General features: G+C 71.5%; 22 protein-coding genes, 1 pseudogene and 1 riboswitch. Of the genes and pseudogenes, 11 read left to right on the forward strand and 12 right to left on the reverse strand.

The features are described 5' to 3' along the window. Positions 1 to 12: 12 nt before the first annotated feature. The 3 genes from ACWCQM_RS34000 to ACWCQM_RS34010 form a co-directional block, all read right to left on the reverse strand. The gene (locus tag ACWCQM_RS34000) at positions 13 to 2,106 is read right to left on the reverse strand and encodes a hydantoinase/oxoprolinase family protein (RefSeq protein ID WP_450918924.1); all 2,094 of its coding nucleotides are present in this window, start codon (positions 2,104 to 2,106) and stop codon (positions 13 to 15) included. A gap of 199 nt (positions 2,107 to 2,305) precedes the next feature. Beyond that, the gene (locus tag ACWCQM_RS34005) at positions 2,306 to 3,046 is read right to left on the reverse strand and encodes an IclR family transcriptional regulator (RefSeq protein WP_450918925.1); all 741 of its coding nucleotides are present in this window, start codon (positions 3,044 to 3,046) and stop codon (positions 2,306 to 2,308) included. 169 nt (positions 3,047 to 3,215) lie between these two features. Continuing rightward, a complete protein-coding gene (locus ACWCQM_RS34010; protein ID WP_450918926.1) occupies positions 3,216 to 4,016 on the reverse strand; it encodes a maleylpyruvate isomerase family mycothiol-dependent enzyme in 801 nt (266 codons plus the stop codon). Between the two features lie 332 nt (positions 4,017 to 4,348). Here ACWCQM_RS34010 and ACWCQM_RS34015 point away from each other — a divergent pair, with 332 nt between their 5' ends. Further along, positions 4,349 to 5,350: an MDR family NADP-dependent oxidoreductase gene (locus ACWCQM_RS34015; RefSeq protein ID WP_450918927.1), complete on the forward strand. Its 1,002-nt coding sequence runs from the start codon at positions 4,349 to 4,351 to the stop codon at positions 5,348 to 5,350. A 17-nt stretch (positions 5,351 to 5,367) separates the two neighbouring features. Then, on the forward strand, positions 5,368 to 5,760 hold the full coding sequence (locus ACWCQM_RS34020; RefSeq protein ID WP_450918965.1) for a MerR family transcriptional regulator: 393 nt from the start codon (positions 5,368 to 5,370) through the stop codon (positions 5,758 to 5,760). A gap of 161 nt (positions 5,761 to 5,921) precedes the next feature. Here the strand turns inward: ACWCQM_RS34020 and ACWCQM_RS34025 are convergent, their stop codons facing one another. Together ACWCQM_RS34025 and ACWCQM_RS34030 are read right to left on the reverse strand one after the other, a co-directional pair. Beyond that, positions 5,922 to 6,926 carry an NADP-dependent oxidoreductase gene (locus ACWCQM_RS34025; RefSeq protein WP_450918928.1) on the reverse strand — a complete coding sequence of 335 codons (1,005 nt, stop codon included), beginning with the start codon at positions 6,924 to 6,926 and terminating at the stop codon, positions 5,922 to 5,924. A gap of 169 nt (positions 6,927 to 7,095) precedes the next feature. Then, positions 7,096 to 7,788, reverse strand: a complete 693-nt coding sequence (locus tag ACWCQM_RS34030) for an SDR family oxidoreductase (protein ID WP_450918929.1) — start codon at positions 7,786 to 7,788, stop codon at positions 7,096 to 7,098. Positions 7,789 to 7,903: 115 nt separating this feature from the next. Here ACWCQM_RS34030 and ACWCQM_RS34035 point away from each other — a divergent pair, with 115 nt between their 5' ends. From ACWCQM_RS34035 to ACWCQM_RS34045, 3 genes and pseudogenes are all read left to right on the forward strand, one after another. Next, positions 7,904 to 8,473, forward strand: coding sequence for a TetR/AcrR family transcriptional regulator (locus ACWCQM_RS34035; protein WP_450918930.1), 570 nt, complete (start codon positions 7,904 to 7,906; stop codon positions 8,471 to 8,473). A 118-nt stretch (positions 8,474 to 8,591) separates the two neighbouring features. Further along, positions 8,592 to 9,682 (forward strand): annotated as a pseudogene (locus ACWCQM_RS34040) (helix-turn-helix domain-containing protein); the annotation flags it as partial. A 66-nt stretch (positions 9,683 to 9,748) separates the two neighbouring features. Continuing rightward, positions 9,749 to 10,366 carry an SUKH-4 family immunity protein gene (locus ACWCQM_RS34045; protein ID WP_450918966.1) on the forward strand — a complete coding sequence of 206 codons (618 nt, stop codon included), beginning with the start codon at positions 9,749 to 9,751 and terminating at the stop codon, positions 10,364 to 10,366. 63 nt (positions 10,367 to 10,429) lie between these two features. On the opposite strand, the gene ACWCQM_RS34050 is transcribed toward ACWCQM_RS34045, so the two are convergent. The 7 genes from ACWCQM_RS34050 to ACWCQM_RS34080 all read right to left on the reverse strand — a co-directional run bounded on the left by ACWCQM_RS34050 (position 10,430) and on the right by ACWCQM_RS34080 (position 16,723). Then, positions 10,430 to 11,170, reverse strand: coding sequence for an esterase/lipase family protein (locus tag ACWCQM_RS34050; RefSeq protein WP_450918931.1), 741 nt, complete (start codon positions 11,168 to 11,170; stop codon positions 10,430 to 10,432). A gap of 305 nt (positions 11,171 to 11,475) precedes the next feature. Beyond that, positions 11,476 to 12,273, reverse strand: coding sequence for a bifunctional hydroxymethylpyrimidine kinase/phosphomethylpyrimidine kinase (thiD, locus tag ACWCQM_RS34055; RefSeq protein ID WP_450918932.1), 798 nt, complete (start codon positions 12,271 to 12,273; stop codon positions 11,476 to 11,478). Continuing rightward, positions 12,270 to 12,947, reverse strand: coding sequence for a thiamine phosphate synthase (gene thiE / locus ACWCQM_RS34060; RefSeq protein ID WP_450918933.1), 678 nt, complete (start codon positions 12,945 to 12,947; stop codon positions 12,270 to 12,272). The genes thiD and thiE overlap by 4 nt, the downstream gene beginning before the upstream one ends. After that, positions 12,944 to 13,753 (reverse strand): hydroxyethylthiazole kinase, encoded by an 810-nt coding sequence (gene thiM, locus ACWCQM_RS34065; protein WP_450918934.1) that lies wholly within the window; start codon positions 13,751 to 13,753, stop codon positions 12,944 to 12,946. The genes thiE and thiM overlap by 4 nt, the downstream gene beginning before the upstream one ends. A 63-nt stretch (positions 13,754 to 13,816) precedes the next feature. Further along, complete coding sequence (locus ACWCQM_RS34070) at positions 13,817 to 15,223, reverse strand: purine-cytosine permease family protein (protein WP_450918935.1); 1,407 nt, start codon at positions 15,221 to 15,223, stop codon at positions 13,817 to 13,819. Then, positions 15,214 to 15,308: riboswitch (TPP riboswitch) on the reverse strand. (Overlaps the previous gene by 10 nt.) A 251-nt stretch (positions 15,309 to 15,559) precedes the next feature. Continuing rightward, positions 15,560 to 16,126 (reverse strand): DJ-1/PfpI/YhbO family deglycase/protease, encoded by a 567-nt coding sequence (locus ACWCQM_RS34075; protein WP_450918936.1) that lies wholly within the window; start codon positions 16,124 to 16,126, stop codon positions 15,560 to 15,562. A gap of 135 nt (positions 16,127 to 16,261) precedes the next feature. Next, on the reverse strand, positions 16,262 to 16,723 hold the full coding sequence (locus tag ACWCQM_RS34080; RefSeq protein WP_450918937.1) for a DUF5709 domain-containing protein: 462 nt from the start codon (positions 16,721 to 16,723) through the stop codon (positions 16,262 to 16,264). Positions 16,724 to 17,130: 407 nt separating this feature from the next. On the opposite strand from ACWCQM_RS34080, the gene ACWCQM_RS34085 reads away from it, so the two are divergent. The 6 genes from ACWCQM_RS34085 to ACWCQM_RS34110 all read left to right on the forward strand — a co-directional run bounded on the left by ACWCQM_RS34085 (position 17,131) and on the right by ACWCQM_RS34110 (position 24,835). Beyond that, entirely contained in the window at positions 17,131 to 18,903 is a 1,773-nt protein-coding gene (locus tag ACWCQM_RS34085) for a diacylglycerol kinase family protein (protein ID WP_450918938.1), read from the forward strand. Between the two features lies 1 nt (position 18,904). Further along, positions 18,905 to 19,858 carry a YihY/virulence factor BrkB family protein gene (locus tag ACWCQM_RS34090; RefSeq protein WP_450918939.1) on the forward strand — a complete coding sequence of 318 codons (954 nt, stop codon included), beginning with the start codon at positions 18,905 to 18,907 and terminating at the stop codon, positions 19,856 to 19,858. Beyond that, positions 19,859 to 20,641 carry a phosphatase PAP2 family protein gene (locus ACWCQM_RS34095; RefSeq protein WP_450918940.1) on the forward strand — a complete coding sequence of 261 codons (783 nt, stop codon included), beginning with the start codon at positions 19,859 to 19,861 and terminating at the stop codon, positions 20,639 to 20,641. Between the two features lie 69 nt (positions 20,642 to 20,710). Then, the gene (locus ACWCQM_RS34100; RefSeq protein WP_450918941.1) at positions 20,711 to 21,337 is read left to right on the forward strand and encodes an alpha-ketoglutarate-dependent dioxygenase AlkB; all 627 of its coding nucleotides are present in this window, start codon (positions 20,711 to 20,713) and stop codon (positions 21,335 to 21,337) included. A 113-nt stretch (positions 21,338 to 21,450) separates the two neighbouring features. After that, positions 21,451 to 22,767: an ATP-grasp domain-containing protein gene (locus ACWCQM_RS34105; protein WP_450918942.1), complete on the forward strand. Its 1,317-nt coding sequence runs from the start codon at positions 21,451 to 21,453 to the stop codon at positions 22,765 to 22,767. A 34-nt stretch (positions 22,768 to 22,801) separates the two neighbouring features. Continuing rightward, entirely contained in the window at positions 22,802 to 24,835 is a 2,034-nt protein-coding gene (locus tag ACWCQM_RS34110) for a CocE/NonD family hydrolase (RefSeq protein ID WP_450918943.1), read from the forward strand. The last annotated feature ends 78 nt before the right edge of the window (positions 24,836 to 24,913 follow it).

A 24,913-nucleotide genomic window follows, 5' to 3' on the forward strand; every position in this document is an offset into this window, starting at 1 on the left:
GCTCGATTCCCTTCAGGCCGGCTGCTGCGCCGGTTCGATGACGTAGTTGCCCTGCGCGTCCACCGTCATGGCGTAGCCCTCGATGAGGACGACGGTGGTCGTGGGCTGCTCGATGATGGCGGGGCCGACGACGCGGTTGTCGCGGCGCAGCGCGAGGCCGTCGTAGACGTCGGTGCGCACGGTCCGGCCGGAGAAGATCGCCTCGCGGGCACCCTTGCGGGCTGCGCTCGGGTCCGCGCCGGCGGAGAGCTCGTCGGCGAGCGCGGGCTTGGCGGTGCGTCCCAGGGAGGTGAGGCGTACGTTGATCAGTTCGGTGGGCTCGCCGGGCATGGCGTACCCGTTGAGGGCCTCGTGCTTCGCCTCGAAGTCGCTGACCAGCTGCTTGACCGACTCCTGGGTCAGCTCGCCGTCGAACGCCAGAGGGACCTCGATCTCGGTGAACTGGCCGATGTAGCGCACGTCGGCGCTGAAGACGAGGTCGATCGCGTCGTCCGCCACGTTCTCCGAGCGCAATGTCTCGACGGCCTCGTCGCGCATCTCCCGGTACAGCTCGCCGACACGGTCCAGGTCGAGGGTGTCCATGTCGGAGACGAAGGTGCGGGCGTACAGGTGCTTGAGGTCGGTGAGGAGGGTGCCGACGGCGCAGAACACCGACGACTCGCGGGGCACGATGATGCGGGTGATGCCGAGTTCCTGCGCGATCGGCACGGCGTGGATCGGGCCGGCGCCGCCCGCGACCACCACGGTGAACTCGCGGGGGTCGACGCCGCGCTTGACCGACACCGCGCTGACGGCCTCGGCCATGGTCGCGTTCACCACGCGGTAGATGCCCTCGACCGCCTCGGAGACGGACAGGCCGAGCGGCTTGGCGACCTTCTCCTCGACGGCCTTGCGCGCCGCATCGACGTCCAGGGTGAAGGCACCGTCGCCGAACATGTCCGGGTTCAGGTAGCCCATGAGGAGGTCGGCGTCGGTGGTCGTGGGGTTCTCGCCGCCGCGGCCGTAGCAGGCGGGGCCCGGGTTGGCGGTGGCGCTCTGCGGGCCGACCCGCAGGATGCCCCCGGAGTCCACCCACACCAGCGAACCGCCGCCCGCGCCCACCGTGTGTATGTCCAGCATGGGCAGCGCGACCCGGTACCCGGCGATCTCGCTGTCACCGGTCAGCAGCGACTCGCCGCCGCGCACCAGGGCGACGTCGAAGCTGGTGCCACCCATGTCCACGGCGATGACATCCTCCGCGCCGTGCCGACGGGCGTACTGGAGGGCCGCCCCGGGCGCCGCCGCGGGACCGGACATGAGCGCGTTGACCGCAGAATTGCTGGCGATCTCCGGCGACATCACACCACCATTGGACTGCACGATGAGCAGCGTCCCGGAAAATCCCCGGTCCGCCAACTGCCGTTCGATGTTCGCCAGGTAATTCTGCAGCTTGGGTCCGACAAAAGCATTCAGCACGGTCGTGCTGTGCCGCTCGTAGGCGCGGATCTGGGGCACCACGTCGCTTGATATCGTGACGAACACGCCGGGGAGTTCCTCGCGCAGAATTTCCGCGGTGCGCTGTTCGTGCGTGGCGTCCACGAAGGACCACAAATAGGAGACGGCGACCGCCTCGACGCCCTGCTCACGGAAATACCGCGCCGCCGCGCGGACATCGTCCTCGTTGAGGGCCACGACCTCGTTGCCCGACACGTCGACGCGCTCACGGACCGTCGCGATGAGCTGGCGGGGGACGAGCGGGAGCGGCGGCCCGTACTTGGAGTCGTTCTGCCGCTCACGGATGCCGCGGCGCATGTTCAGCAGGTCGCGGAAGCCGTGTGTCGTCACGAAACCGGTCTTCGCCCCCTGGTGCGTCAGCACGGCGTTGGTGGCGATCGTCGTGCCGTGCACGATCGTCGACACTGCCCCGAGGAAGTCCTCCAGCGACTCCCCGAAACTGTCGGCGGCCTTGGTCAGACCGTTCAGCAGACCGACGGACGGATCGTGCGGGGTGGTCGGCGACTTGTAGATGCGGGACTCGCCATTCTCTTCGACAACGAAGAGGTCGGTGAAGGTGCCGCCGATGTCAATTCCGATCCGCCGGCTCGACTTTTTGCTTGCGTTCGTCATCGAGGAAACTCCATTGCTGTGAACCGAATGGGCACGCCGGAGAGGCCGCACATCGACGCGAAAGGGAATCGCGCGAAGGGCGCGGCCGGCGCGAACCGAATTCGGGACCTACAGGAAGGCGCGGTGTTTCCAGGACCGTAGCCCCTCGTACAGGCGCCGACAACGAACTGTTCGGCTCAGCCGAACAACCGTCGGCAGGTCACGGAGCGCGCTCGGAGAGCCGCTGAGCAGCCTCGACCACGGCGCGGGCGTAGACGTCCCCATGGGTGGGCAGGCGATGGGCGAGGAAGCTCATGCTGAGCGCCCAGGTGATGTCCCCGTGCCGGTTGCCGACCGGCGCCGCGACACAGCACACGCCCTCGACGGCTTCCTCCGCGTCGAGGGCGTATCCGTGCTCACGCACCGTGGACAGCTCCGCTTCCAGCGCCGGGAGCGTGGTGAGGGAGCGGTCCGTGAGAGGGGTCAGCGGGCCCTCGCCGTAGACGGTGCGCAGCTCGCGGGCCGACAGATAGGCCAGCAGCATCTTTCCGGGTGCCGTGCAGTACGCCGGGAGGCGTTCGCCGACCCGGGTCGCGTTGAGCCGGACCCCGTCGTGCGGCGCGAGTTTCTCCAGGTAGACGACCTCGCCGTGGTGCCGCGACGACAGCTGAACTGTCTGGTGGTGGGCGGCGGCCAGGGCCCGCATCTCCACCCAGGCCGGCTCGGAGATCTCCGAGGTCATCCGCGCGCGCAGCCCCAGCTGGAAGGCACGCCAGCCGAGCCGGTAGCGGCCACGGCCCGTGCGCCGCAGCAGGCCGAGCTCGACCATGGCCTGCATGTGGTCCCAGGTCGTCGTCTTGGGCAGGTCGAGCGTGCGGCACACCTCGCTGACCGTGCGCTCGGGAGCGTCAGAGGAGAAAAGATCCAGGATCTTCATGGCCCGCTCAAGACCGTCGATCATGCCGCTGCCTCTCCCTGCATGATCGACAGGATACGGCGGCCGAAGACCCCTCCTGTTGCCAGGCTCCATGGGGACCGGCGTCCTCGACCGGTCAGCTGGTCATCGGGAACCTTGCGCCACCGGCCGGACCCCGCCGGCTCGAGGCGCGGCCGACCGCCCCCGCCACGTCCTACTTCTCCTCCGGCTCCCAGGCGCGGAGCAGATCGAGCAGCCCTGCGTCCCCGTCAACCTGCAAGGAGTGGGCCTGGATCCGGTCGTACAGGTAGAGGACCAGCTCACCGGCCGTGCCGTGGACGGAGGCGCCGGCCGCGTTCGCGTCCTCGCCGGTCGCGGCGGCGGGCGCGGGTATGCGGGTGGTGCGTGCGCCATCGCCGTCGACGGTGAGGCGCCAGGAGCGGCCCTCGGCGGCGTGGAAGTCGAATGCCGTGGCCTTGTGCGGCCAGGCACTGGGCGTTCCGCAGACGGTGAACAGGAACTCCTCCACACCGTCGAGTGCCGACCCGGCCGGCAGCGGCTGCGGGGCGCCCACTGCGAGCTGGGCGTCGTAGGTGTGCACCGCGGTCTCCTGGACCCGGTGCCGGGCGGTGCCGCCGGCGGTCCGCGGTGACTGCGACGCGGGCCACCACGTCCAGCAACCGCTCTCCGGTCCCGCCGCGCGCAGGGCGCCCAGCAGAAGCTGCGTCGACGCGTCCAGCCAGGCCAGCAGGGCCTCACGCTCCTGCGGCACTTCCAGCGCGGCGCGCGCCGCGACGGCCTCGGCCGGGGGAGCGTCGGCGGGCCCCGCGCCGACGATGGCGGCCCAGAAGCGGTCTCCTCCGCCCAGGTGCTTCACCAGATCGAACAACGTCCACCCGGGGCAGGTCGGCACCTCTACGTCGAGACGGGGCGCGGTGGCGACCACGGCGCGGAAGGCGGCCGACCGTTCATCGATCAGTGGCAACAGGTCGGGAAACTCAAGATTCTTCTCCACGCCGGATGTCTACCACCGTGCTCCGGTGGTGGACAGCGCTTTCGCGGTCGCCGCCGGTCGGCCATCGCGCACGTCGTCCTTGGCTCGGGCCGATGCGGCAGGCGCGATCGTCGGCGGCCGGGACACGCGCGGCGACGAGGGAGCGGATCTCCTCAACAGCAGAAACCTGGCGGCCCGCTCGCTTGGTGCCCTTGACCTGCGATGGTTACCAGCGGCCGCAGCGCTGCTCTTGTCGGACGGTTACCGGTGTGAGGCGTGGTCCGAGCCGTTCGGCGACTTTCCTGGCGCTGAGCCTTGCCCTTGACCCGTGGGTCAGGGTTTAGCGTCCGGCCATGAACGCAACTCATCGCCTGGTACGCCTGGTCCGCCGCCGGGACGGACTGCCGACCGCGGACGACTTCGCCTTGGCGGAGGCGCCTGTTCCGCTGCCCCAGGCCGGCCATGTGCTCGTGCGCAACACCCACTTCCTCGTCTTTCCCGGTCTGCGTACCCTCATCGGGGGCGAGACGCGTGACGTTCCGCTGCCGCCGCTGAAGGCCGGCGACACCTTGTTCGGGCCCGCGATCGGCGAGGTGGTCGATGGGGCCCTGGAGAAGGGGCGGCTGGTCCTGCACCTCCAGGGCTGGCGCGAATACGCGACGCCTGCCGCTGCCGAGTGCCGGCTGCTGGACGGCATCCTGCCCAGCCCGGTGGCTCATCTCGCCCAGGGCTCAGCGGCGTACGGTGCGCTGACCCGGCTGGCAGGGGTCCGGGAGGGCGATACCGTCTTCGTCACCGGAGCCGCGGGTGCCGTGGGCACCATGGCGGGCCAGATCGCACGGCTGCTGGGCGCTGCCCGGGTCGTCGGGAGCACCGGCTCACGGGACAAGGCCGAGCGCCTGGAGAAGGAACTCGGCTACGACGCCGTCGTGCTGCGCGGGGCCACCTCGCTCGCCGGCCAACTCGCCGAGGCGGCACCGGACGGCGTCGACGTCGTCCTGGACACCGTGGGTGGCGAACAGCTGACGGCTGCCGTGAACGCGGCGAACCGGGGCGCCCGGATCGCCCTCGTCGGTGCCTTGGACGGTCAGCTGTCCCCGGACCGGGCCGGCGGGAGCGCGCCGACCGAGCTCGACAGCTACCGGTTGCTGACCCGGGGCATCACGATCGCCGGATACAGCGGCGTGGACCACCCGGATGTCGAGGCGGAGTGGGAGGCCCGCTTCGGAGCCTGGCTGCGGGCGGGCGACATCCGTTTCCCGTACACCCCGGTCCGCGGAATGGAGAGCGCCCCAGGGGCGTTGCCCGCACTGATGGCCGGGCGCTCCTTCGGGGCGTCCGTCGTGGAGTTGTAGGACGGGACGGCGTGGTCATGCGGATCGGCGAGGCAGCGGCGGCGGCGGGGACCACACCACGTGCCCTGCGCCTGTACGAGGCCCGCGGCCTCCTGCCGTCGCCGCCCCGCACCACGTCCGGGCAACGTGAGTACGACTCCACCGCGGTGGCCCGTGTGAAAGTCATCCGCACCCTTCTGAATCTGGGCCTCACACTGGAAGACATCCGTCGCCGCGCCCACCGCCTGGACGTCCTCGTCCAGGATGGGCCGTCGGCGTCCTGCGATGGCCGTCCTGGCGAGTTCAGCGACGTGGTCGCCGATCGTCTGGCCGTCCTGGACGCCGAGATCGCCCGCCTCACACACCTGCGGCAGGGACTCGCCGCAGCCGCAGGAGAGGCGCAACGTCCGCGCCCCGGATCAGGACCCTAGTGCCCCCACGATCCACAGCCACGGGACAGCATCAGCCGGGCGGCGACCGGCCCGATCCCTCTCCAGGGCATTTTTCCGGTCACCATCGAGGGCCGCCCGGTGTGGGGGCCGGGCTTCTCTGTGACGGGCTGCCTCGGCGTCCGGCTGGGCTGTGCCCGCGCTCATGTCATGGAGACGACGACTTTCCCGGCCTTCGCGCGGCCCTTTTCGACGTGCTCCATGGCCTGGAGGGTTTCGTCGAACGGGAAAACGCGGTCGACGACGGGGCGGACCTTTCCGGCGTCGATGAGGGGGGTGAGTTCTCGCAGTTGGTCGCCGCTGGCCTTCATGAACAGGAAGGAGTACGTCACGCCGTGGCGCTTCGCGTCGCGCCGGGTCTTGTAGCTGAGGGCGGTCATGGCCAGGCGGAGGAACGGATTCAGGCCGAGTTCACGGGCGAAGGCCGGGTCGGGCGGGCCCGCGACGCTGATGGCCGTGCCCCCGGGCTTCAGTACACGCAGGGACTTAGCGAGGTTCTCACCGCCGAGGCTGTCGAGTACGACGTCGTAGCCGTCGAGGACCTCTTCGAAGTCCTGGGTGCGGTAGTCGATGACGACATCCGCGCCGAGGTCCTTGGCCAGGTCGACCTTGGCGGTGCTGGCGGTGGTGGCCACGTGCGCGCCCAGCGCCTTGGCGAGCTGGACGGCGATGGAGCCGAGGCCGCCAGCGCCCGCGTGGACGAGGACCTTGTGGCCCGGCTGTACGTGGGCCCGCTCGACCAGTGCCTGCCATGCGGTCAGTGCGACCAGGGGCAGGGAGGCGGCCTCGGCCATGGTGACGGTGGCCGGCTTGGCTGCCAGGTCGTCCTGATGGACGGCGATGAGTTCGGCGAAGGTGCCGATGCGGTCCTTGTCGGGCCGGGCGTAGACCTCGTCTCCCACCGCGAAGCGGGTGACGGACGGGCCGACCCGCACGACCGTACCGGCGAGGTCGTTGCCCAGAACGAGCGGGAGACGGTAAGGCATGAACGCTTTGAAGTCCCCGTTGCGGATCCTGAAGTCCAGCGGGTTGACGCCCGCCGCGTGGATCTTGACCAGGACGTCGTGGGCCCCTACCCGGGGGTCGGGCAGTTCGGCGGCACGCATCCCGGCTTCGCTGCCGTACTTCTCGACCATGAGAGCCCTCATCGTCGTCTCCGTTCCTGTCCCGTCCATGGGGACGAGGTCTGCGTTCGGTCAGGGATCATCCCGGTAAGAACCATTTTGAGTTGTCTCTCCGGGGGCGCTGCGGGCGTACGGTGCCCCCGGCCGCGTCCGGCGATCAGGCCACCGGCGCGATCCGGGGGAGGGGCGGGCGTCAGCCCGCGGTCGGCTGGGGTGCTGCGGACAGGCTCTGCTTGACGTTCCGGCTGGTCTCGTCGGCGAGGATCTCGGGCAGGCCGTTCTCGATGCCGTGAAGGGCCTGGGCCGCGACATCGGCGGCGGCGACCTTCTGACCTGCGGGCACACCTGCGGCCATGTCGGTGTCCATGTAGCCGACGTGCAGCGCCGAGACGGTGATCCCGCGCGGTGCCAGCTCCTCCCGGGTCGCGTCGCTCAGCGCCCAGGCGGCCGCCTTGGAAGCCGCATAGGAGCCAAGTCCTGCCGGGTGGAACCAGGACAGGGCGGACAGGACGTTGAGTACGGCGCCGCCGCCGTTGCCCTCGATGACGGGGGTGAAGGCGCGGGTCGCGGCGAGCGGGCCGAAGAAGTTGGTCTCCATCTCGCGACGTACCTCGTCCAGGCTGCTGCCCACCAGCCTCGCGCCGGTGGAGATGCCCGCGTTGTTGATCAGCAGAGTCGTGTCGGACGCCACGCGGGCGGCCTCCCGTATCGACTCCTGGTCCGTGACGTCGAGGCGCAGCGGGGTGACGCCCGGCAGGTCGACCGTCTCGGGGCGTCGGGCCGCCGCGTAGACCTTCGCGCCGCGCTCGACGAGCTGCGCCGCGAGGTGTCGCCCGAGCCCTCGGTTGGCGCCGGTGACGACCGCGACCGTGTTCTTCAGTTCCATGCCCGCTCCCGGTTCTGGCGGGTGCCGTCGGCCGCCCGCAACAGATTAGATTATGAATCCAATCTAAACATGGGTCTACGATAGATGCCAGTCGACATCCAAATGGGAGGTGCTCATGGGCCGGGTATCGCAGGCGCAGGCGGAGGAGAATCGCAGGCGGGTAGTGGACACCGCCTCCCGGCTGTTCCGGGAGCAGGGCACGCAGGTCAGCGTCGCCGACCTGATGAAGGCCGCCGGTCTGACCCACGGCGCGTTCTACAAGCAGTTCGCCTCCAAGGAGGCGCTCGTCGACGAGGCCACCGCCCACGCCTTCGCCGAGCTCACCCAGCGCCACGGCGCCGGGCTCGAGCGGCATGACGGGCAACGAGAGGCCGCCCAGCAGGCGCTGGTGGACACCTACCTCTCCGTTGAGCACCGCGACGACCCGGCGCACGGCTGCCCGGTCGCCGCGCTCGCCACCGACATCGCGCGCGAGGGTGGGGGGAGCGAGGCTCGTCGCGTCTACGCGGAGGGGGTGGCCGACTTCGCCGATTTCCTCGCCAGTGACGACCAGGACGGTATTGTCCGCCTCTGCACCCTGTTCGGTGCGCTGGTCCTGTCCAGGGCCACCAACGGCTCCCCGCTCTCAGGGGAGATCCTGGCAGCCGCGCACGCGGCCTTGACGGAAGGTCGGGCGACCACCTGAGGGTGCGTCACGCGATCGAGCCGCAGGGGAGCTGAATCGGCAGACACTTCAACCACCTGCGAAGAACGGCAGCGTACCGTGGCAGCGTGGCAGCGTGGCAGCGTGGCAGCGTGGCAGCGTGGCAGACGAAGACCTGGGGAAGACGCTGCGCCGACTGCGTCGGCTGGCCTCCCTGACGCAGGAAGAGCTGGCCGGGCGCTCCGGTGTGTCCGTCGATGTGATCCGTCAGCTCGAACAACGGCGGAAGCACTCGGCACGCCTGCCCACGCTTCACGCTCTCGCCGACGGCTTGGGCGTGGAGCTGACGACACTGCTGGGTGATCCTCCGGCGGTCACGGCAGGCGGAGAGAGCGACGGCCCGCGCTTCGTCGCCGTACGCCGGGCCGTCATGCCCGTGCTGTGGGGGCCACCGCCGGAACCGACCGGCCCGGACTTCTCTCTGGACCGGCTGCGCGAGCAGATCGCAGACGGGTGGTCGCAGTATCACGCAGCTGAATTCGACTCCGTGATGAAGAGCCTCCCTGGCCTGATCACCGACGCGCGTTCCGCCACTGTGTCCGGGGACGGTGACGACCGAAACGCCGGTTTTGCAGCCCTGAGCAAGGCGCTCCAACTCGCCGGACACGTCGCCGTGCGTATGGGCAAGACAGACCTTGCCCTGACGAGCCTGGAGCGGGCCATAGGCGCGGCGGAGCAGTCCGGGGACCCGCTCCTGGTCCCCATGGTCGTGAACTCTGTCGCGTGGACCTACCAGCGGCAAGGCCGTCTGGAGGACGCCCTGGGAATCGCTCTTCGCTCGGCTGAGGCGATCGAAGAGCGGGGCGCACGGACACAGCCGACGGGCTGAAGGTGGGGGGTGCGCTGACCATGAGCGCCGCCACCTCTGCCGCACGGAGCGGCGAATACGAGCGTGCGGCGGAGCTGATGGCGGGAGCGGAGAAAGAGGCCGCCCGCGTCTCCAAGCTGCCCGCGGGCAGTGACAATCGCATGGTGAGCGTCTTCAGCCCGTCCTCCGTGCGCATCGAACGCGTCCGTCTCGCCGTGCAGTACGGGCACCCGGACGACGCCCTGGCGCTCGCCAAGGGAATGCGGCTGAGCAAGGACACCCCGCCGTCGTGGCGTACGTGGCTGTTGCTGGACGTTGCCCGGGCCCACACGGACACCGGGGATGCGGCCGGAGCGGTGAAGAGCCTCGGTCCGCGACGCCGTTGCGGCGTCCGTTTCCATTCAAGGTCCCACGGCGCCCGTGCCGCCACACAGTTCGGAGTTCAGGCAGTGCTTTTCGACGTCACCCGCGACGGACTCGCAGGCATCTTCGGCAAGGCCCGGCTCATGGTCCTGCCCGGCGGTGCCTTTCCGCCCTCCACCGCGGACACCGAGGGCGCCCGCCTGCTCCAGACCGTCGGCGTCCCCGGCGGGACCGTCCTGCTGCGTGAGCCCGACGAGGAATCCGGGTGGCTGTCCCTCGTCAGGGACCTCGTCGACGTGGAGGACTTCGAGGACGCGCCGGAGGGCGCGGGTGAATGGCCCGTCATCGGCTGGCTGCTCAACGCCCATCTCGCCCTCGACCCCGGTTCCGGGCAGGTGTACGCCTTCGACCCCGACGAGGAGACCGCGCGGGAACTCCACTCGGACGTCTCCTCGCTCGTCCAGGTCGCCCTGCGGTTCCAGCGACTGCTCGACGAGTTCACCTTCGGTGGCGACGACGCCGACGAGGAAGCCGGGTTCGAGCGTCTGGAGCGTGAGGTCGGGCGCATCCGTCAGGAGACGGGCCGCGTCGACCCGCTTCCCTTCCAGGACGACGAGACCGTCTGGTCGGTCGTCGGCGACGAGATCGCCGCCGGTCAGCGCTTCAGGGGCGACAGCCCGGGAGCACGCTGGCTGTACGGGTGACCGGAGGCCGGACGCACCGAGACCCCGGGCCGCAGGGGCCCGGGGTCTCGGGGGCGCGCCGGTTCAGGAGGCGACGAAGCGGGCGATCTGGCCCAGCACGACCGTGTCGGCCAGGAAGCCGATGTGGGTCTGGCAGAGCACGTTGTTGTTCGTCGCGCCGGTCAGCCGGGTGCTGGTGTACGGGATGATGACGCCGTCGCAGGCCGAGTACCAGGTGGCGTACTTGGTGTCGCCCGGTGTCTCGTCGCCCGAGGTGATCTGGGAGATGAACGAGGAGCCCGGGTACATCTGCTGACAGGTCACGTAGACGAGACAGGCGCTCGCGAACGTGGTCCCGTGGTTGGCGCCGGCGATCGAGGCGAGGTGGCTCACGCTCGTGTTGCCGCCCAGCACCTTCAGGTAGTACTGGCTGACGAGGCCGCCCATCGAGTGGTTGACGATGGCGACCTTGCTCGCGCCCGTCCGCGCCTTCACGTTGTTCACGAAGGTCGCGAGGCCCTGCGCGTTGGTGACGTTGTTGCCGTACGAGTTGTACTCGTAGGCGAACAGGCTGGAGCTGGACCAGCCGTTGAGCTGGAAGACACTCATGCCGGTGACCCAGTTGGAGGCGTTCCCGGTGTAGCCGTGCACGAAGACGACCGGAGTGCTGGTCGACAGCGGCTGTACGGCCGCGGTGGAGGTGCCCGGGGAAGCCGAGGTCGCGGTGTCGGCCGCGCCGGCCGTCGTCGCTGAGGAGAAGAGGGTGAACGCGACCGTGACGGCCGCGAGAACGCCGAGAAGCCGGCGAGGGGAACGACGGCGCATGGAGCCCTCCAGACGAGGATGCGGGGATGCGGGTGCTTGACCCGACCAGAGTCGTGGGGCGGGGCGCGGGGGGCCATCGGTGAAATCACCAGTGTGCCCGGGGCCGTCAGGCGCCGGTGAGCCGTCGTCCGTCCCTCGGCGGGAGCCGGCGCAAGGCCCTGGCCGCGCACGCTCCGCCGCCGGTTGTCGGGCCGTGCCGTCGTCCGGGGCCTGGACCGCGAAGGCGCCCGGCGCGGTGGAGTCGTTCTCGACGGCGAGCAGGGGTTCTGCTGGCCGATCATCTGGGCGAGCCAGGCCTCCGAGCGTCAGTTCCGGCCGCGGATGCCCCAGCCGTGGTCCACCGGCCCGATGCCGGCGCCCAGTGCGAAACCCGCCGCGATCGCGGCGGTGACGTAGTCCTTCGCCCGGCGCACCGCGTCGGGGGCGGGGCGGCCCTGCGCCAGGCCCACCGCTACGGCCGACGCGAGGGTGCAGCCCGTGCCGTGGGTGTGGCGGTTGTCGTGGCGGGGGGCGCGCAGCCAGTGCTCCTCCGCGCCGTCCGTCAGCAGGTCCACCGCCTCGCCCGGCAGATGACCGCCCTTCACCAGCACCCAGCGCGGGCCGTAGGAGAGGAGTCGCGCCGCGGCCCGGCGCATCCCCGCCTCGTCCGTCACGACGATGCCGGTCAGCTGTGCGACCTCGTCGAGATTCGGCGTGGCCACGGTCGCGACCGGCAGGAGCTCGTTCCGTACGGCGTCCAGCGCCTCGTCGGCGAGCAGCTTGTCGCCGTGCTTGGAGACGCTCACGGGGTCCACGACGACGGGGGCCGCCGAGTCCGCCAGCAGCTCGGCGACCTCCGTGACCAGGGCGGGCGAGGCGAGCATCCCCGTCTTCACCGCCTGGACGCCGATGTCGTCGACCACGCTGCGGTACTGGGCGCGCACCGCCTCGACGGGGATCTCCCACGCACCCTGCACGCCCAGGGAGTTCTGGGCGGTGACGGCGGTGAGCACGCTCATCCCGTGGGCCCCGAGCGCCAGCATGGTCTTGAGGTCGGCCTGGATTCCGGCTCCTCCGCCGGAGTCCGATCCGGCGATGGTGAGTACGCGGGGCGGCGCGGTCATGCGCGGCTCTCCTCTCGTTCGTGGTTCCAGGCACCGGAGTACGCGCGTGCCGACGCGAGGGGGTCCTCGGCGGCGCAGATCCCTGAGACGACGGCGGCCCCCACCGCCCCGGCGGCCCGCAGGACCGGCAGGTCGGCCGGGGTGACCCCGCCGATGGCCACGGCGGGCAGCGCGCTGATCCGGGCCAGACGGGTGAAGCCCGCATGACCGAGCGCGGCGGGGGCGTCCGCCTTCGTACGGGTCGTGTGCAGCGCGCCGATGCCGACGTGGTCGACGCGTGCCGCGTCCTCGGCGGCGGCGCGCAGCTGCCCCGGGGTGGCGGCGCTCAGGCCCAGTACCGTGTGCTCCCCGATCAGTTCGCGTACGGCGGCCGGCGGCAGGTCCGACTGGCCGACGTGTACGCCCGTCACACGTGCGCCCGCCGCCCGGGCGGCGAGGAACACGTCCACCCGGTCGTTGACGATCAGCGCCACCCCTTCGGGCAGGACGGCCTCCACTTCCAGGACCGTACGCAGGAACTCCCGCCCCGCGGCGTACTTCTCCCGGACCTGCACGGCGGTGACGCCACCGGCCACGGCCAGGGCGACGGTCTCGGCCACGCTCCGGCCACGGGCCGCGCACTGCGCCGCGTCCGTGACGAGGTAGACCGACAGATCCACGGGGGTCCGGGTCATGAGAGCGCCGCCCTCGCGGTGAGCTCCGCCTCGTCGAGCGCGTCGAGGGCGTCCAGGAACGCGACGGCGAACCCGCCGGGCCCCGACGCGGTCCCCGCGGCGAGCTCGGCGGCGACCGTGTACGCGGTGGTGGCGGTCACCACCGCGGCGAAACGGTCCTCCTCGACGGCCGCGAAGGCCGCCATCACCGCCCCCAGCGCGCAGCCGCCCCCGGTCACCCGGGTCAGCAGGGCGTCGCCGTTGGCTGTCCGGGCATCGCGCACCCCGTCGGTGACGAAGTCCACGGGCCCGGAGACGGCGACCACCGAGCCCGCCGTACGCGCCAGTTCGCGCGCCGAGTCCTCGGCGGCCTCGACACTGTCGGACGCGTCCACACCGCGTCCGCCACCGCCCGCGCCCGCGAGCGCGACGATCTCGGAGGCGTTGCCCCGGATCACGGTCGGCCGCAGCTCCAGCAGTTCCCGTGCCAGTGCGGTCCGCACCGGCAGCGCGCCTGTCGCGACCGGGTCGAGGACCCACGGCGTACCCGCCGAGGCCGCCGCGTGCGCCGCCTCGGCCATGGCGACGCGCTGCTCCGCGTGCGGGGTGCCGAGATTGACGAGGACACCCGAGGCGATCCGGGCGAAGGGGCCGGCCTCCTCCGGGATGTCGACCATGGCAGGTGAAGCGCCCAGCGCCAGCAGGACGTTGGCGGTGAAGCCCGTGACCACCGTGTTGGTGAGGCACTGGACGAGCGGGGAGTCGGCCCGCACACGGGCGAGGGAGCGCGGGGCGAGGAAGGGGTGATCGGCGGATGTCGGGGGCATGCGTTGTCGCTCCGTCGGGGGAGAGGAGAGAGGACGAGGAGAAGGTGTTCGGCGGCCGTCAGGTCAGGCCCGCGCGCGGGCGCGCAGCCGCAGCGGCGCGTAGACGGCGAGCGCCACGAGGAAGGCCACGTAGTACGAGAGGTCGGCGCCGTGCAGAGCCGCCGCCACCGGGCCCACGTACAGGCTGGTGTCCATGAAGGGCACCGCCGCGGCGAAGGCGACGGCGAACGCCAGCAACGGGGGCCATCCCGGCTGCGGCCGCGCCGTCTCGGCGGCCAGGTCGACCGCCGCGCCGCCGCGTGCCCGGGCCCGTGCGAGCCAGTCCACGACGACGATCGCCACGAAACCGGGAATCCAGTAGCCGACGAACAGCAGCACGTTCTGGAAGCGGGCCGTGGTGTCGGCGGCGTGCATCCACAGCACCAGGGGGAAGCCGAGCACGGCGGCGAGGGCGGCGGCGGCCGGCCGGGGAATGCGGACTCCGACGGTCTGCAGGGCCAGGGAACCGCTGTAGTCGTTCATGGCGTTGCTGCACAGCGCGGCCAGGGCCACGGCCAGCAGCCCGAACGCGCCCAGCGCACCACCGCCCAGCAGTTCGTCGACGCCCGCAGCCGTCTGGTCGGTCAGCACCGAAGCGCCCCACAGACCGATCGCCTGGACGGCCACGAAGGACACCACGAGGCCGAGCAGCGTGCACCAGAACATGCGGGTACGGGAGGTGGTGCGGGGCAGATAGCGGCTGAAGTCGCTGGCGTACGGAGCCCAGGACAGCGACAGGCTCAGGGCGATGGTGCTGGTCAGGACGAACGCGCCCGCCTTGTCGGCGCCGTGCGCCGTACCGCTGCCGGCCACCGGGACGCCGTCGAGCAGCCGCCAGGCGATCAGGGCGAACGCGGTGGCGAGCACAAAGGTCATGATGATCTGGAGCCGGTGGATCGCCTCGTAGCCCAGGACGCCGAGAGCGCCCTGAGCCACCATCATGACCAGGACGCCGAGCCAGAAGGGCCAGCCGCACAGCCGCGCGAGCGCGTCCCCGCCGAACAGCCCGATCAGTGCGTCCCAGGCGACCGAGGACAGCCACTGCAGGACGCCGGGCACCGCCACGGTCCGCCCGAAGGCGAGCCTGGCCAGCGGAAGTTGACCGGCGCCGGTCAGGCTGCCCCAGGTGCCGAGGTAGGCGGTCGGCACCGCGCCGATCACGGTGCCCAGCACGACGGCGGTGAGCGCGGCCGTGAAGTCCAGTCCGAGGGCGATGCCGACGGTGCCGGTGAACACGCCGGTCATGGTCAGGTTGGGGGCGAACCACACGGTGAACAGGCGCCCCGCACCGCCGTAACGGTTGCTCTCGGGGACCGGCTCGATGCCGTGCGACTCGACACGGAGGTCGCCGGGGGCCGCCGGCATGCGGCCGTCGAAGACGGCCGGGCGGCTGTCGGCGGGCAGCCCGCCGGAAACATGCGTCAAAGGCATGGAGACATCCCTCCGCCAGTACGAACTGGTTCAGGTTCGACGGGTGTGATCTCAGCCCTCGGATGGGGCACCCCGTGTCCGGTACGACGAACAGACTAGCCCCATCCCTCCGGCACCCACGTCGCCGGGACCGGTACTCCGGGAGGAGCCGGGAGCGGGGCGGACCGCTCGACACCGGACGGTCAGGGGGCCGTCCGGCGTGTGTGAGGGGCCGTCCGGCCCGTGTGGGGGCAGCCGGAAGCCGGGGCGCCCGCGCGGCTGCGCCCCGGCCTTCGGATCCACGGCATCAGAGAGGGTGCCGACGGCACGGGCCACCGGCCGTCGCCGCGCACTTCCTCAGGAGCGGGCGGCGAGTGCCTTGTCGATCTCGCCGAGGAAGGCTTCCAGGTCGCCCGGATTGCGCGAGGTGATCAGCGTCCAGCCGCCCGCGCCGTCGGTCACCACCGGCTCGTCGGTCCACTCGCCGCCGGCGTTGCGGATGTCGGTGCGCAGCGAGGCGTACGAGGTCAGCCGCTTGCCGGGGACGACACCCGCTTCGACCAGGGCCCAGGGACCGTGGCAGATGGCCGCCACCGGGCGTCCGGACTCCGTGAAGGAGCGGATGATCCCGCTCGCGCCGTCCTGGAGACGCAGGGTGTCGGCGTTCAGGGTGCCGCCCGGGACGAGCAGCAGATCGTAGTCGCCGGGGACGGCGTCGGCCAGGGTGAGGTCGGGGCGGACCGTCTTGCCGGGATCCTTGTCACCGACCAGCGTGACGATGTCGTCCGTCGAAACCGCCGCGACGTCCACCTGGGCTCCCGCCCCGCGGAGGTGTTCGACCGGCACCACCAGCTCGTCCTGCTCCACGCCGTAGTTGGTGACCACGGCCAGCACCTTCCGGTTCTTCACGTCGTTGTCGGTCATCGCCTGTCACCTTTCCTCCGGGGGCCACCGGGTCGTGGCCCGCGTCCGTGACGTTCCCCTGATCAGCGGGTATATGCATCCGGCGCACCGGACGCGCAGGTCAGGGGCGCCCGGAGCTCGGCCGCAGGGCCCGGGTCAGGACCCGGTCCCGTCCTCCTGGATGTGCACCGCAGCCTCCTCTGCGGAGGCCGCGCCCCCGTCGATGCCCACGTCACGGCCCAGCACCCTGTTGTTGCGGGCGGCGAGAGAGTCCTCGGCCGCCGCGACGCGTCCGGCTCGTTCGTCCCCCGCGTCGTCCTCCTCCGGGCCGTTGTCCTCGGGCTCGTCCTCGGTCCGGTCCGCGAGGAAGGGATCCTCCTCGGGCCGCTCCTGCGCGAGGCGCTGGTCGAGGGACTCGCCCTCGCGCTGCTCCTCACCGGTCGTGCCGTACTTCGACACGCCGAGGGGCTTCTCCGGCGGGGAGTACCCCGTGTCCAGCATGTCGTCGAGACCGGGCTCGTCGATCACGTTCTCCGGATCGAGTTCGTCCGTCGGCCGGTTGTCCGCGTCCGATCCTTCCGGCTGGTAGACGTCGTCTCCGCGTCCTGCGTCCGACACCGGCTGCTCCTTCCGTCGAGGTATGCCGCATACGCCGTCGCCCGTACTCCCGGGTCGTACGGCGTCGCCGCTCTCCTGCCCACCCGAGCCCGGGTCATTGATCCGGACCGGCCGGATTTCGCCCGTGCTCATTCCGCTCGTCCGCCGCGCACGCTCCGTCGCCCGCAGGCGGGGAGCCGGGCAGACGGCCTGGTCAGACCGGTGCGGGCCGCCACCGGTCGGCCCCGGCAGCTTATGACCGATATCCGGCCGGTGCGACCGGGCGACGACGGCCGCCGCGGCGAGGAGGCGCGGAGGCGGTGCGCGGCGACAGGTCTGCCCGCGCGCAGAGGGGGCAGACGGCGAACGCCGGGGCGGGCCGCCCCGGTCCCACTCGCGGCCGAGACCGCAGGAACGAGGGGAACGCCATGCCCACCGGCATACCGGAAAGACGCACAGCCCTCCCCGGGGCACCCGAAGTGGTGCTGCCTCACGGCTCCGCCGAGCCGCACGAAGCGGAAGCCTCTCGCCCCACGGCGGAAGCCTCTCGCCCCGCACCCGGGACAGCCGGGGGCATGGGGCGAGCTGCCGGAATCATCGCCTCGGCGGCGACGTGCCAGGCGGCGTTGATGGTCGGCCTCGGCCTCCTCGTCACCGGGCCCGGGGCCCATGTGTGGCCCATGACGTCCGAGGACGCGGTCGCGCGGACCCTGGAGCGAGCACGCACCGGCACCCTCGACACGCTCTCCCTCGTCGTGTCCGAGGCGGGCAACACGGCCACCGTCGTCGCCGGCACCCTCCTCAGCTGTCTCGTGCTCCTCGTGGTCCCGAGGCTGCCCCGGTGGAGGGAAGCGGTCTTCCTCGCCGTCGCCGTGTCGCTCCAGTCCCTGGTCTTCCTGCTCATCACCGAGGCCGTGGACCGCACCCGGCCCGACGTCGAGCGCCTCGACGCCTCGCCCCCCACCTCCAGCTACACCTCAGGCCACACCGGCGCGGCGACGGCGCTCTACGCCGGTCTCGCCGTCCTGGTCCTGCGCCGGGCCAAGGGGCCGTGGCGCCGGCCCGTGGCCGTACTGCTGCTGATCGTGCCGGTCCTGGTGGGGATCGCCAGGGCCTACCGGGGGATGCACCATCCGACGGACATCGCGGGAGGCCTGCTCAACGGCGGGCTGTCCCTGCTGATCGTCGGCAGGGCCCTCCTGGCGGGCCCGCACGTGCCCGCGCCCGCCCCGTCCGGTGAGGCGCCGCTCACGGGGCCCGCAGCCGAAGCGCCGCAGGGCGAGGCGCCCGGCCGTACCGCGGTGGTCTTCAACCCCACCGTCACCGACGAGAGCGACCGCGCCGCCCTGCGCGAGGTCCTGGAGCGTCACGGCCACCGGGCCGCGGAGTTCCTCCCGACCACGGCCGACGACCCGGGCGCGGGCCAGGCGGCCGGCGCGGTACGCGCGGGGGCCACACTGCTTGTCGTCTGCGGCGGCGACGGGACGGTGCGGGCGGTCTCCGAGGCCCTGGCCGGCACCGGCGTACCGCTCGTGGTGGTGCCCTGCGGCACGGGCAACCTCCTCGCCCGCAACCTGGGCCTGCCGGTCAAGCCCGCCGAGGCGCTGGCCGCCGCGCTGGGCGGAGCCCCGCGCCGGATCGACCTCGGCCTGATCGAGGGCGACGGCATCGCCCCGGCGCACTTCACCGTGATGTCGGGGGCGGGGCTCGACGCCGCGATGCTGGAGAGCACCAGCGACCGCGCCAAGGCCGTGCTCGGCTGGCCCGCGTACGTGGTCGGCGGCCTGCGCGAGCTGCGCGCCCCACGGATGCGCCTGACAGTGAGTCTGGACGGTGGGCGGCCCCTGCGCCGTGGCGCGCGGATGGTGCTCATCGCCAACACCGGCAAGGTGCAGGGCGGGGCGGCGCTCGTACCGGCGGCCCGGCCGGACGACGGTCTGCTGGACCTGCTGATCCTCGATCCGCGCGGACCGGCGGGCTGGCTCGGCGCCGTCGTCTCGCTGCTGCGCCGCGACGCGGACAGGAAGGGCGGCGAGGGTTCCCGTTCCGTGGAGTACTTCACGTTCCGCCGCGCGGACATCCGCTTCGACGCGCCCCAGCCGCGCGAGCTGGACGGGGACCCGGTGCCACCCGGCCGGCAGTTCACCGCCCGGGTCGTGCCCGGCGCGCTGACGGTCCTGCTGCCCGTGCGGGGGGAGTGACATGGGAACCGCCACTCGCGTCCCGCAGACACGGGACATGATCGGCAGCGAGCTCTCCGGTGACGAGGCGCTGGCCACCCTGAGGCGATACGGCCGCTGGCCGCTGCTGCGGGACTCCTTCGTGCGCTTCCGCTACGCCGACGGCTTCAGCCACTCCCGCGCCCTCGCCCTGCAGACCGTGCTGGCCGTGGTGCCGCTCGTCATCGCCTTCGTCGGGCTGTCGACGGCCCTGCACACCGAGGACCTGGGGCGGGTCGCGGAACTGACGATCCAGCGGATCACGGCCGGGCCGAGCGCCGAAGTGGTCGACGACGCTCTGGACCGCAGCCGCCGGAACGCCGACGAGGGAGCCCAGGTGGCGCTCTGGTTCGGGCTCGTCTTCTCGCTGGCCAACACGACGACGGCCATGTGCCAGATAGAGCGCGGAGCCAACCGGATCTACGGGGTCGAGCGCGACCGGGTCTTCCACCTGAAGTACCTGCGAGGGCTGGTGATGTCGCTGACCGCCGGCATTCCGCTCGGCCTCGGGTTCGTCACCATGGTGGCCGGACGCGACCTGGTGGCAGCGGTGGTCGAGGTGTACGACCTGGGTCCCGGCGCCCGGTCCGCCTGGGACCTGCTGCGCTGGCCCGTGGGCGTCGCCCTCGTGCTCCTTTCCGCGAGCGCGATATTCCGCCGCTCGCCACGGCGGCGGCAGCCCGGCTACACCTGGCTCGCCTTCGGCGCCGCCGTCTACCTCGTGCTCTGGACCACGCTGACCTGGCTGCTCAGCCTCTACCTTCAGGTCAGTGGGTCCTTCGACACCGTCTACGGGCCGCTCACGGCCTTCATGTCCCTGCTGCTCTGGGCCTATCTCACTTCCATCGCCCTCTTCCTGGCCCTCTCCTTCGCGGCCCAGCTGGAGGCTGTCCGGGCCAAGCGGCCCGGACCCGTACAACCCGACCCTGGAGCCTGAATGCCCGCACGGTCCCCTGCCCCCGCCCTGCGACCGAGGCGCCGTGACGCCGACCGGCGATTCGGGATCCGGCTGTTCGGTTCCGCCGCCGTCGCCGCCGTGGCCGCCGTCCTCTTCGGCCTCCTGCTCGTCCTGGTCGAGAGCGGATGGCACCCGCTGCGGCGCCTGGACGCGGGCGCCGCGCGGTGGCTGAACCGGGCCGCCCTGGACCACCCGGCGTGGACCGGCACCCTGCGCTTCCTCTCGGACGTGGTCTGGGACCCCGTGACCCTGCGCGCCGCGGTCGCGGTGCTCACCCTGTGGCTGCTGTACCGCCGTGCCTGGCGGCTCGCCGCGTGGTCGGCCGTGACCGCCGTGGCCGGAGGCCTGACCGGGCTGCTGGTGAAGGTCGTCGTGGAGCGGGCGAGGCCCGCCCTGCCGGAACCGGTGGCGCACGCTCCCGGCTTCTCGTTCCCCTCCGGTCACGCGATGACCGGCATGACCTCGTTCGCGATCCTGCTGCTCGTCCTGCTGCCGATGGTGCACCGCAGACTGCGACCCCTGTTCTGGACGGTGGCCGTGGTCTCGGTGCTGGGTGTCGGATTCACCCGCGTCGCGCTGGGCGTGCACTGGTTCAGCGATGTGATCGGCGGCTGGACCCTCGGGCTGGCCGTGGTCGCCCTGACCGGCTGGTCCTTCGAGGCGTGGCGCGCGGACGCGGGCCTCGGCCGCAGCGAGGTGGCCGAGGGACTGGAACCGGAGCTGAGCGGCGACGACGACCCGGAGGACCCCGGCGCCGGCTGACGGCACGCACAGGTCCGTCCCCGTGAGCTAAGGGAACGTTTGTTCTAATCAGTGGGTAGACTTGTCGTCATGTCTGTTCATCTCCAGGGTTCGCTCTTCGACCAGGCCGACGGCCCGTGCCTCGGCCCCCTGACCGGGCTGCGCCGGACGGTCCTCGGTGACGGCGCGTGGACGGACCTGCTGCCCGGCTGGCTCGGCGGCGGCGACGAGCTCTTCGCGGAACTCGCGGCGGAGGTCCCCTGGAGGGCCGAGCGCCGCCAGATGTACGACCGGACGGTCGACGTGCCCCGGCTGCTCGCCTTCTACGGCGAAGGGGACCCGCTGCCGAGCCCCGTGCTGCGCGAGGCCCGAGAGGCGCTCTCCTCCCACTACGCCGACGAGCTCGGCGAGCCCTTCGTCACGGCAGGGCTCTGCTACTACCGGGACGGCCGCGACAGCGTCGCCTGGCACGGCGACCTGCACGGCCGCAGCTCCCACGAGGACACGATGGTGGCGATCCTCTCGCTCGGTGCCCCGCGCGACCTGCTCCTGCGCCCGTGCCGTGGCGGCGACACCGTGCGCACGCCGCTCGGCCACGGGGACCTCATCGTCATGGGCGGGTCCTGCCAGCGCACGTGGCAGCACGCGATCCCCAAGACGGCGCACGCCCGGGGGCCGCGGATCAGCGTCCAGTTCCGGCCCCGCGGAGTGCGCTGACCAGGGAGATCGCCGGTCCGCACCCCGCTCCGCGACGGCGCCCCGCATGCCGCAAGCTGCTCCGGGCAGGCGGTGTGGTGGCAGGCAACACTTCCTACCGGAGGGACATCCCCATGCCCCAAGGGCAGCGCAAGAACATCTTCGTCGTCGGACTCGACGAGGCCAACCTGCGGACACTGGAAGCGGTCCCCGACGCCGGCTCGTACGAGTTCCACCGGCTGCTGACCGTCGAGGAACTGCAGGAGGGCGAGGTGTCCGTGCCCGCCCTGATGGACCGCGCCCGGGCCGTGCTCGACGCGCACGAGGGCGGCATCGACGCGATCGTCGGCTACTGGGACTTCCCGGTGAGCACCCTGGTCCCGATGCTGGGCAAGGAGTACGGCGTCCGGACGACCAGCCTCGAATCCGTCGTCAAGTGCGAGCACAAGTACTGGAGCAGGCTCGAACAGCGCAAGGTCATCGATGCCTGCCCCCGTTTCGGCAGGGTGGACCTGGACGCGGACGACCCGAAGCCCCCTGAGGGCGTGAACTTCCCCATGTGGCTCAAGCCGGCCCTCGCCTACTCGTCCGAACTGGCCTTCGGAGTCTCGGACATGACCGAGTTCCGCGCTGCCGTCGACGAGATCAAGGCGGGGATCGGCCGGGTCGGCAGGCCCTTCGACTCCGTACTCGACCTGCTCGAACTCCCGCCGGAGATGCGGGGCGTCGGCGGCCAGGTCTGTCTCGCCGAGGAGGCGATGACCGGCATCCAGGTGGCCGTCGAAGGCTACGTCTACAAGGGCCAGGCACACGTCTACGGCGTGCTGGACTCGATCAACTACCCCTCGTCGCCCTGTTTCCTGCGCCACCAGTACCCGAGCACCCTTCCCCCGCCGGTGATCCGCAAGCTGCACGAGGTCAGCGAACGGACCATGCGGCAGATCGGCATGGAGTCGGCCACCTTCAGCATCGAGTACTTCTACGACCCGAAGACCGGTGACATCAGCCTGCTGGAGATCAACCCCCGGCACTCCCAGTCCCACGCCGAACTCTTCGACTACGTCGACGGGGCGCCCAACCACCACCGGATGATCAGCCTCGCCCTGGGCCGCGACCCCGCGCTGCCCGGCGGTCTGGGCCGGTACGCGATGGCCGCGAAGTGGTACTACCGCTGGTTCGGCGACGGAAAGGTGCACGAGGTGCCCACCCCGGAGCGGATCGCCGCCATCGAACGCGAGATACCCGGCGTGCGCATCGACGTCGTACCGGAAGAGGGCCAGAAGCTCTCCACCGTCTCCCAGCAGGACAGCTACAGCTACGAGGTGGCACACATCTTCACCGGAGGGGACGACGAGGAGGACCTCCGCCGCAAGTTCGACCGGAGCGTGGCCGCCCTCGGGCTCACCTTCGACGAGACGGAACCGGGAGGCCGCGGCACGAAGACCCGGTGAACCGCACAGCACCACGAAAGGAGGTCGCCCAGGCATGCGTCACGTCGATCAACTGCCCTGCGCGATCCAGGAAGAGAAGCACGTCACCATCCCCATGGCGGACGGGATCGAACTCTCCGCCCGGATCTGGCGTCCCACCGCGTCGGACGCGGAACCCGTACCGGCCGTTCTGGAGTACATCCCGTACCGCAAGAACGACCTCACCGCCTCCCGCGACGCCATCCACCACCCGTACATCGCCGGACACGGATACGCGTGCGTCCGCGTCGACCTGCGGGGGACCGGGGAGTCGGAGGGCGTGCTGCTCGACGAATACCTCGAACAGGAGCAGGCGGACGCCGAGTCGGTGCTCGCGTGGATCGCCGAGCAGCCTTGGTGCGACGGGAACACCGGGATGATGGGCATCTCCTGGGGAGCCTTCGCCGCACTCCAGGCGGCCGCCCGCAGGCCACCGAGCCTGCGCGCCATCTGCATCGCCTCGTTCACGGACGACAGGTACGCGGACGACATGCACTACCTCGGCGGCGCGATGCTGTCCGACAACCTGGCCGAGGCGGGAACCATGTTCGCCTACGCCACCTGTCCGCCGGACCCGGCGGTGGTCGGGGAACGCTGGCGCGAGATGTGGCGGGAACGCCTGGAGGCGGCCCGCCCCTGGGTCCTGGAGTGGCTGCGTCACCAGCAGCGTGACGACTACTGGCGCCACGCGAGCCTCAGCGAGGACTACTCGGCCCTGCGCTGCCCCGTGCTCGCCTCCAGCGGCTGGGCGGACGGCTACTCCAACGCCGTGGCCAGGCTGCTCAGCCGGGTCGACGTGCCGCGCAAGGGCCTCATCGGGCCCTGGTCGCACAAGCTGCCGCACCTCGGTGAGCCGGGACCCGCCATCGGATACCTCCAGGAAGTGGTGCGCTGGTGGGACCACTGGCTCAAGGGCGTCGACAACGGCGTCATGGACGGCCCCATGCTCCGCGCCTGGATGCAGGAGAGCGTCCCGCCCTCCACCTCGTACGAGGAACGGCCCGGCCGTTGGATCGGCGCGCCGTCCTGGCCTTCGCCGGACGTCGCAGAGACGGTCTTCCCGCTCCGCGCAGGGGCACTGGGGAATCCGGGGGAGCCGGCGGAGGAGCGGGAGGACCGGGTCCACACGGTGCAGTCACCCTTGTCCGTCGGGCAGTTCGCCGGCAAATGGGCCTCCTACAACGCCCCGCCGGACCTGCCCTACGACCAGCGCGAGGAGGACGGCGGTTCCCTCGTCTTCCAGACCGAGCCCCTGGCCGAGCGCGTCGAGATCCTCGGCGCCCCCGTCGTCGAGGTGGAGGTGGCCGCGGACGCGCCGGTCGCCCAGCTGAACGCCAGGGTGTCCGACGTCGCACCCGACGGGCGCTCCACGCGGGTGACCTACGGGGTGCTCAACCTCACGCACCGCGACAGCGAGGAGTCCCCGCAGGCTCTGGAACCCGGCCGGCGGTACCGGGTGCGCGTACCGCTCCACAGCGTGGCGCAGGCGTTCCCGCCCGGACACCGCATCCGGCTCTCGCTGTCGACCTCGTACTGGCCGCTCGTCTGGCCCGCTCCGGAACCGGTCCTGCTCAGCGTGTACGAGAAGGGCAGCACGCTGACCCTGCCGGTGCGGCCTTCCGACGTACCGGAGGACATGGCCCTGCGCCCCTTCGGGGAGCCCGAGGGGTGCGCGCCGCCCGCCGTCACCCGGCTCAGTGAGCCGGAGCAGGCATGGACCGTGGCCAGGGATCTGGTCGACTACCGGTCGGTGCTCGACATCGTGAAGGACAGGGGACGGCAGCGGCACGAGGACACGGGGATCGAGACCGGTCTGCGCGCCCACGAGACGTACAGCTGGACCGGCGAGGACTTCGGTTCCCTACGCGGCGAGTCGGCCTGGGAGATGCGCTTCAGCCGCACCGACTGGGACGTCCGGGTCGAGACACGCACCGTACTCAGCTCCGACAAGGACACCTTCCAGGTGGACGCCACGCTCGACGGATACGAGGACGGCCGGAGGGTCTTCTCCCGGACGTGGAACGAACGCATCCCGCGCGAGAACGTCTGACCGCCCCGCCCCCGCCTAGGACGCCACGGACCCCGACGGACGCTGCCGAACGAGTGACGGCCGGGGACTCGCCGTGGC

Source organism: Streptomyces sp. NPDC002125 (genome assembly GCF_053593715.1).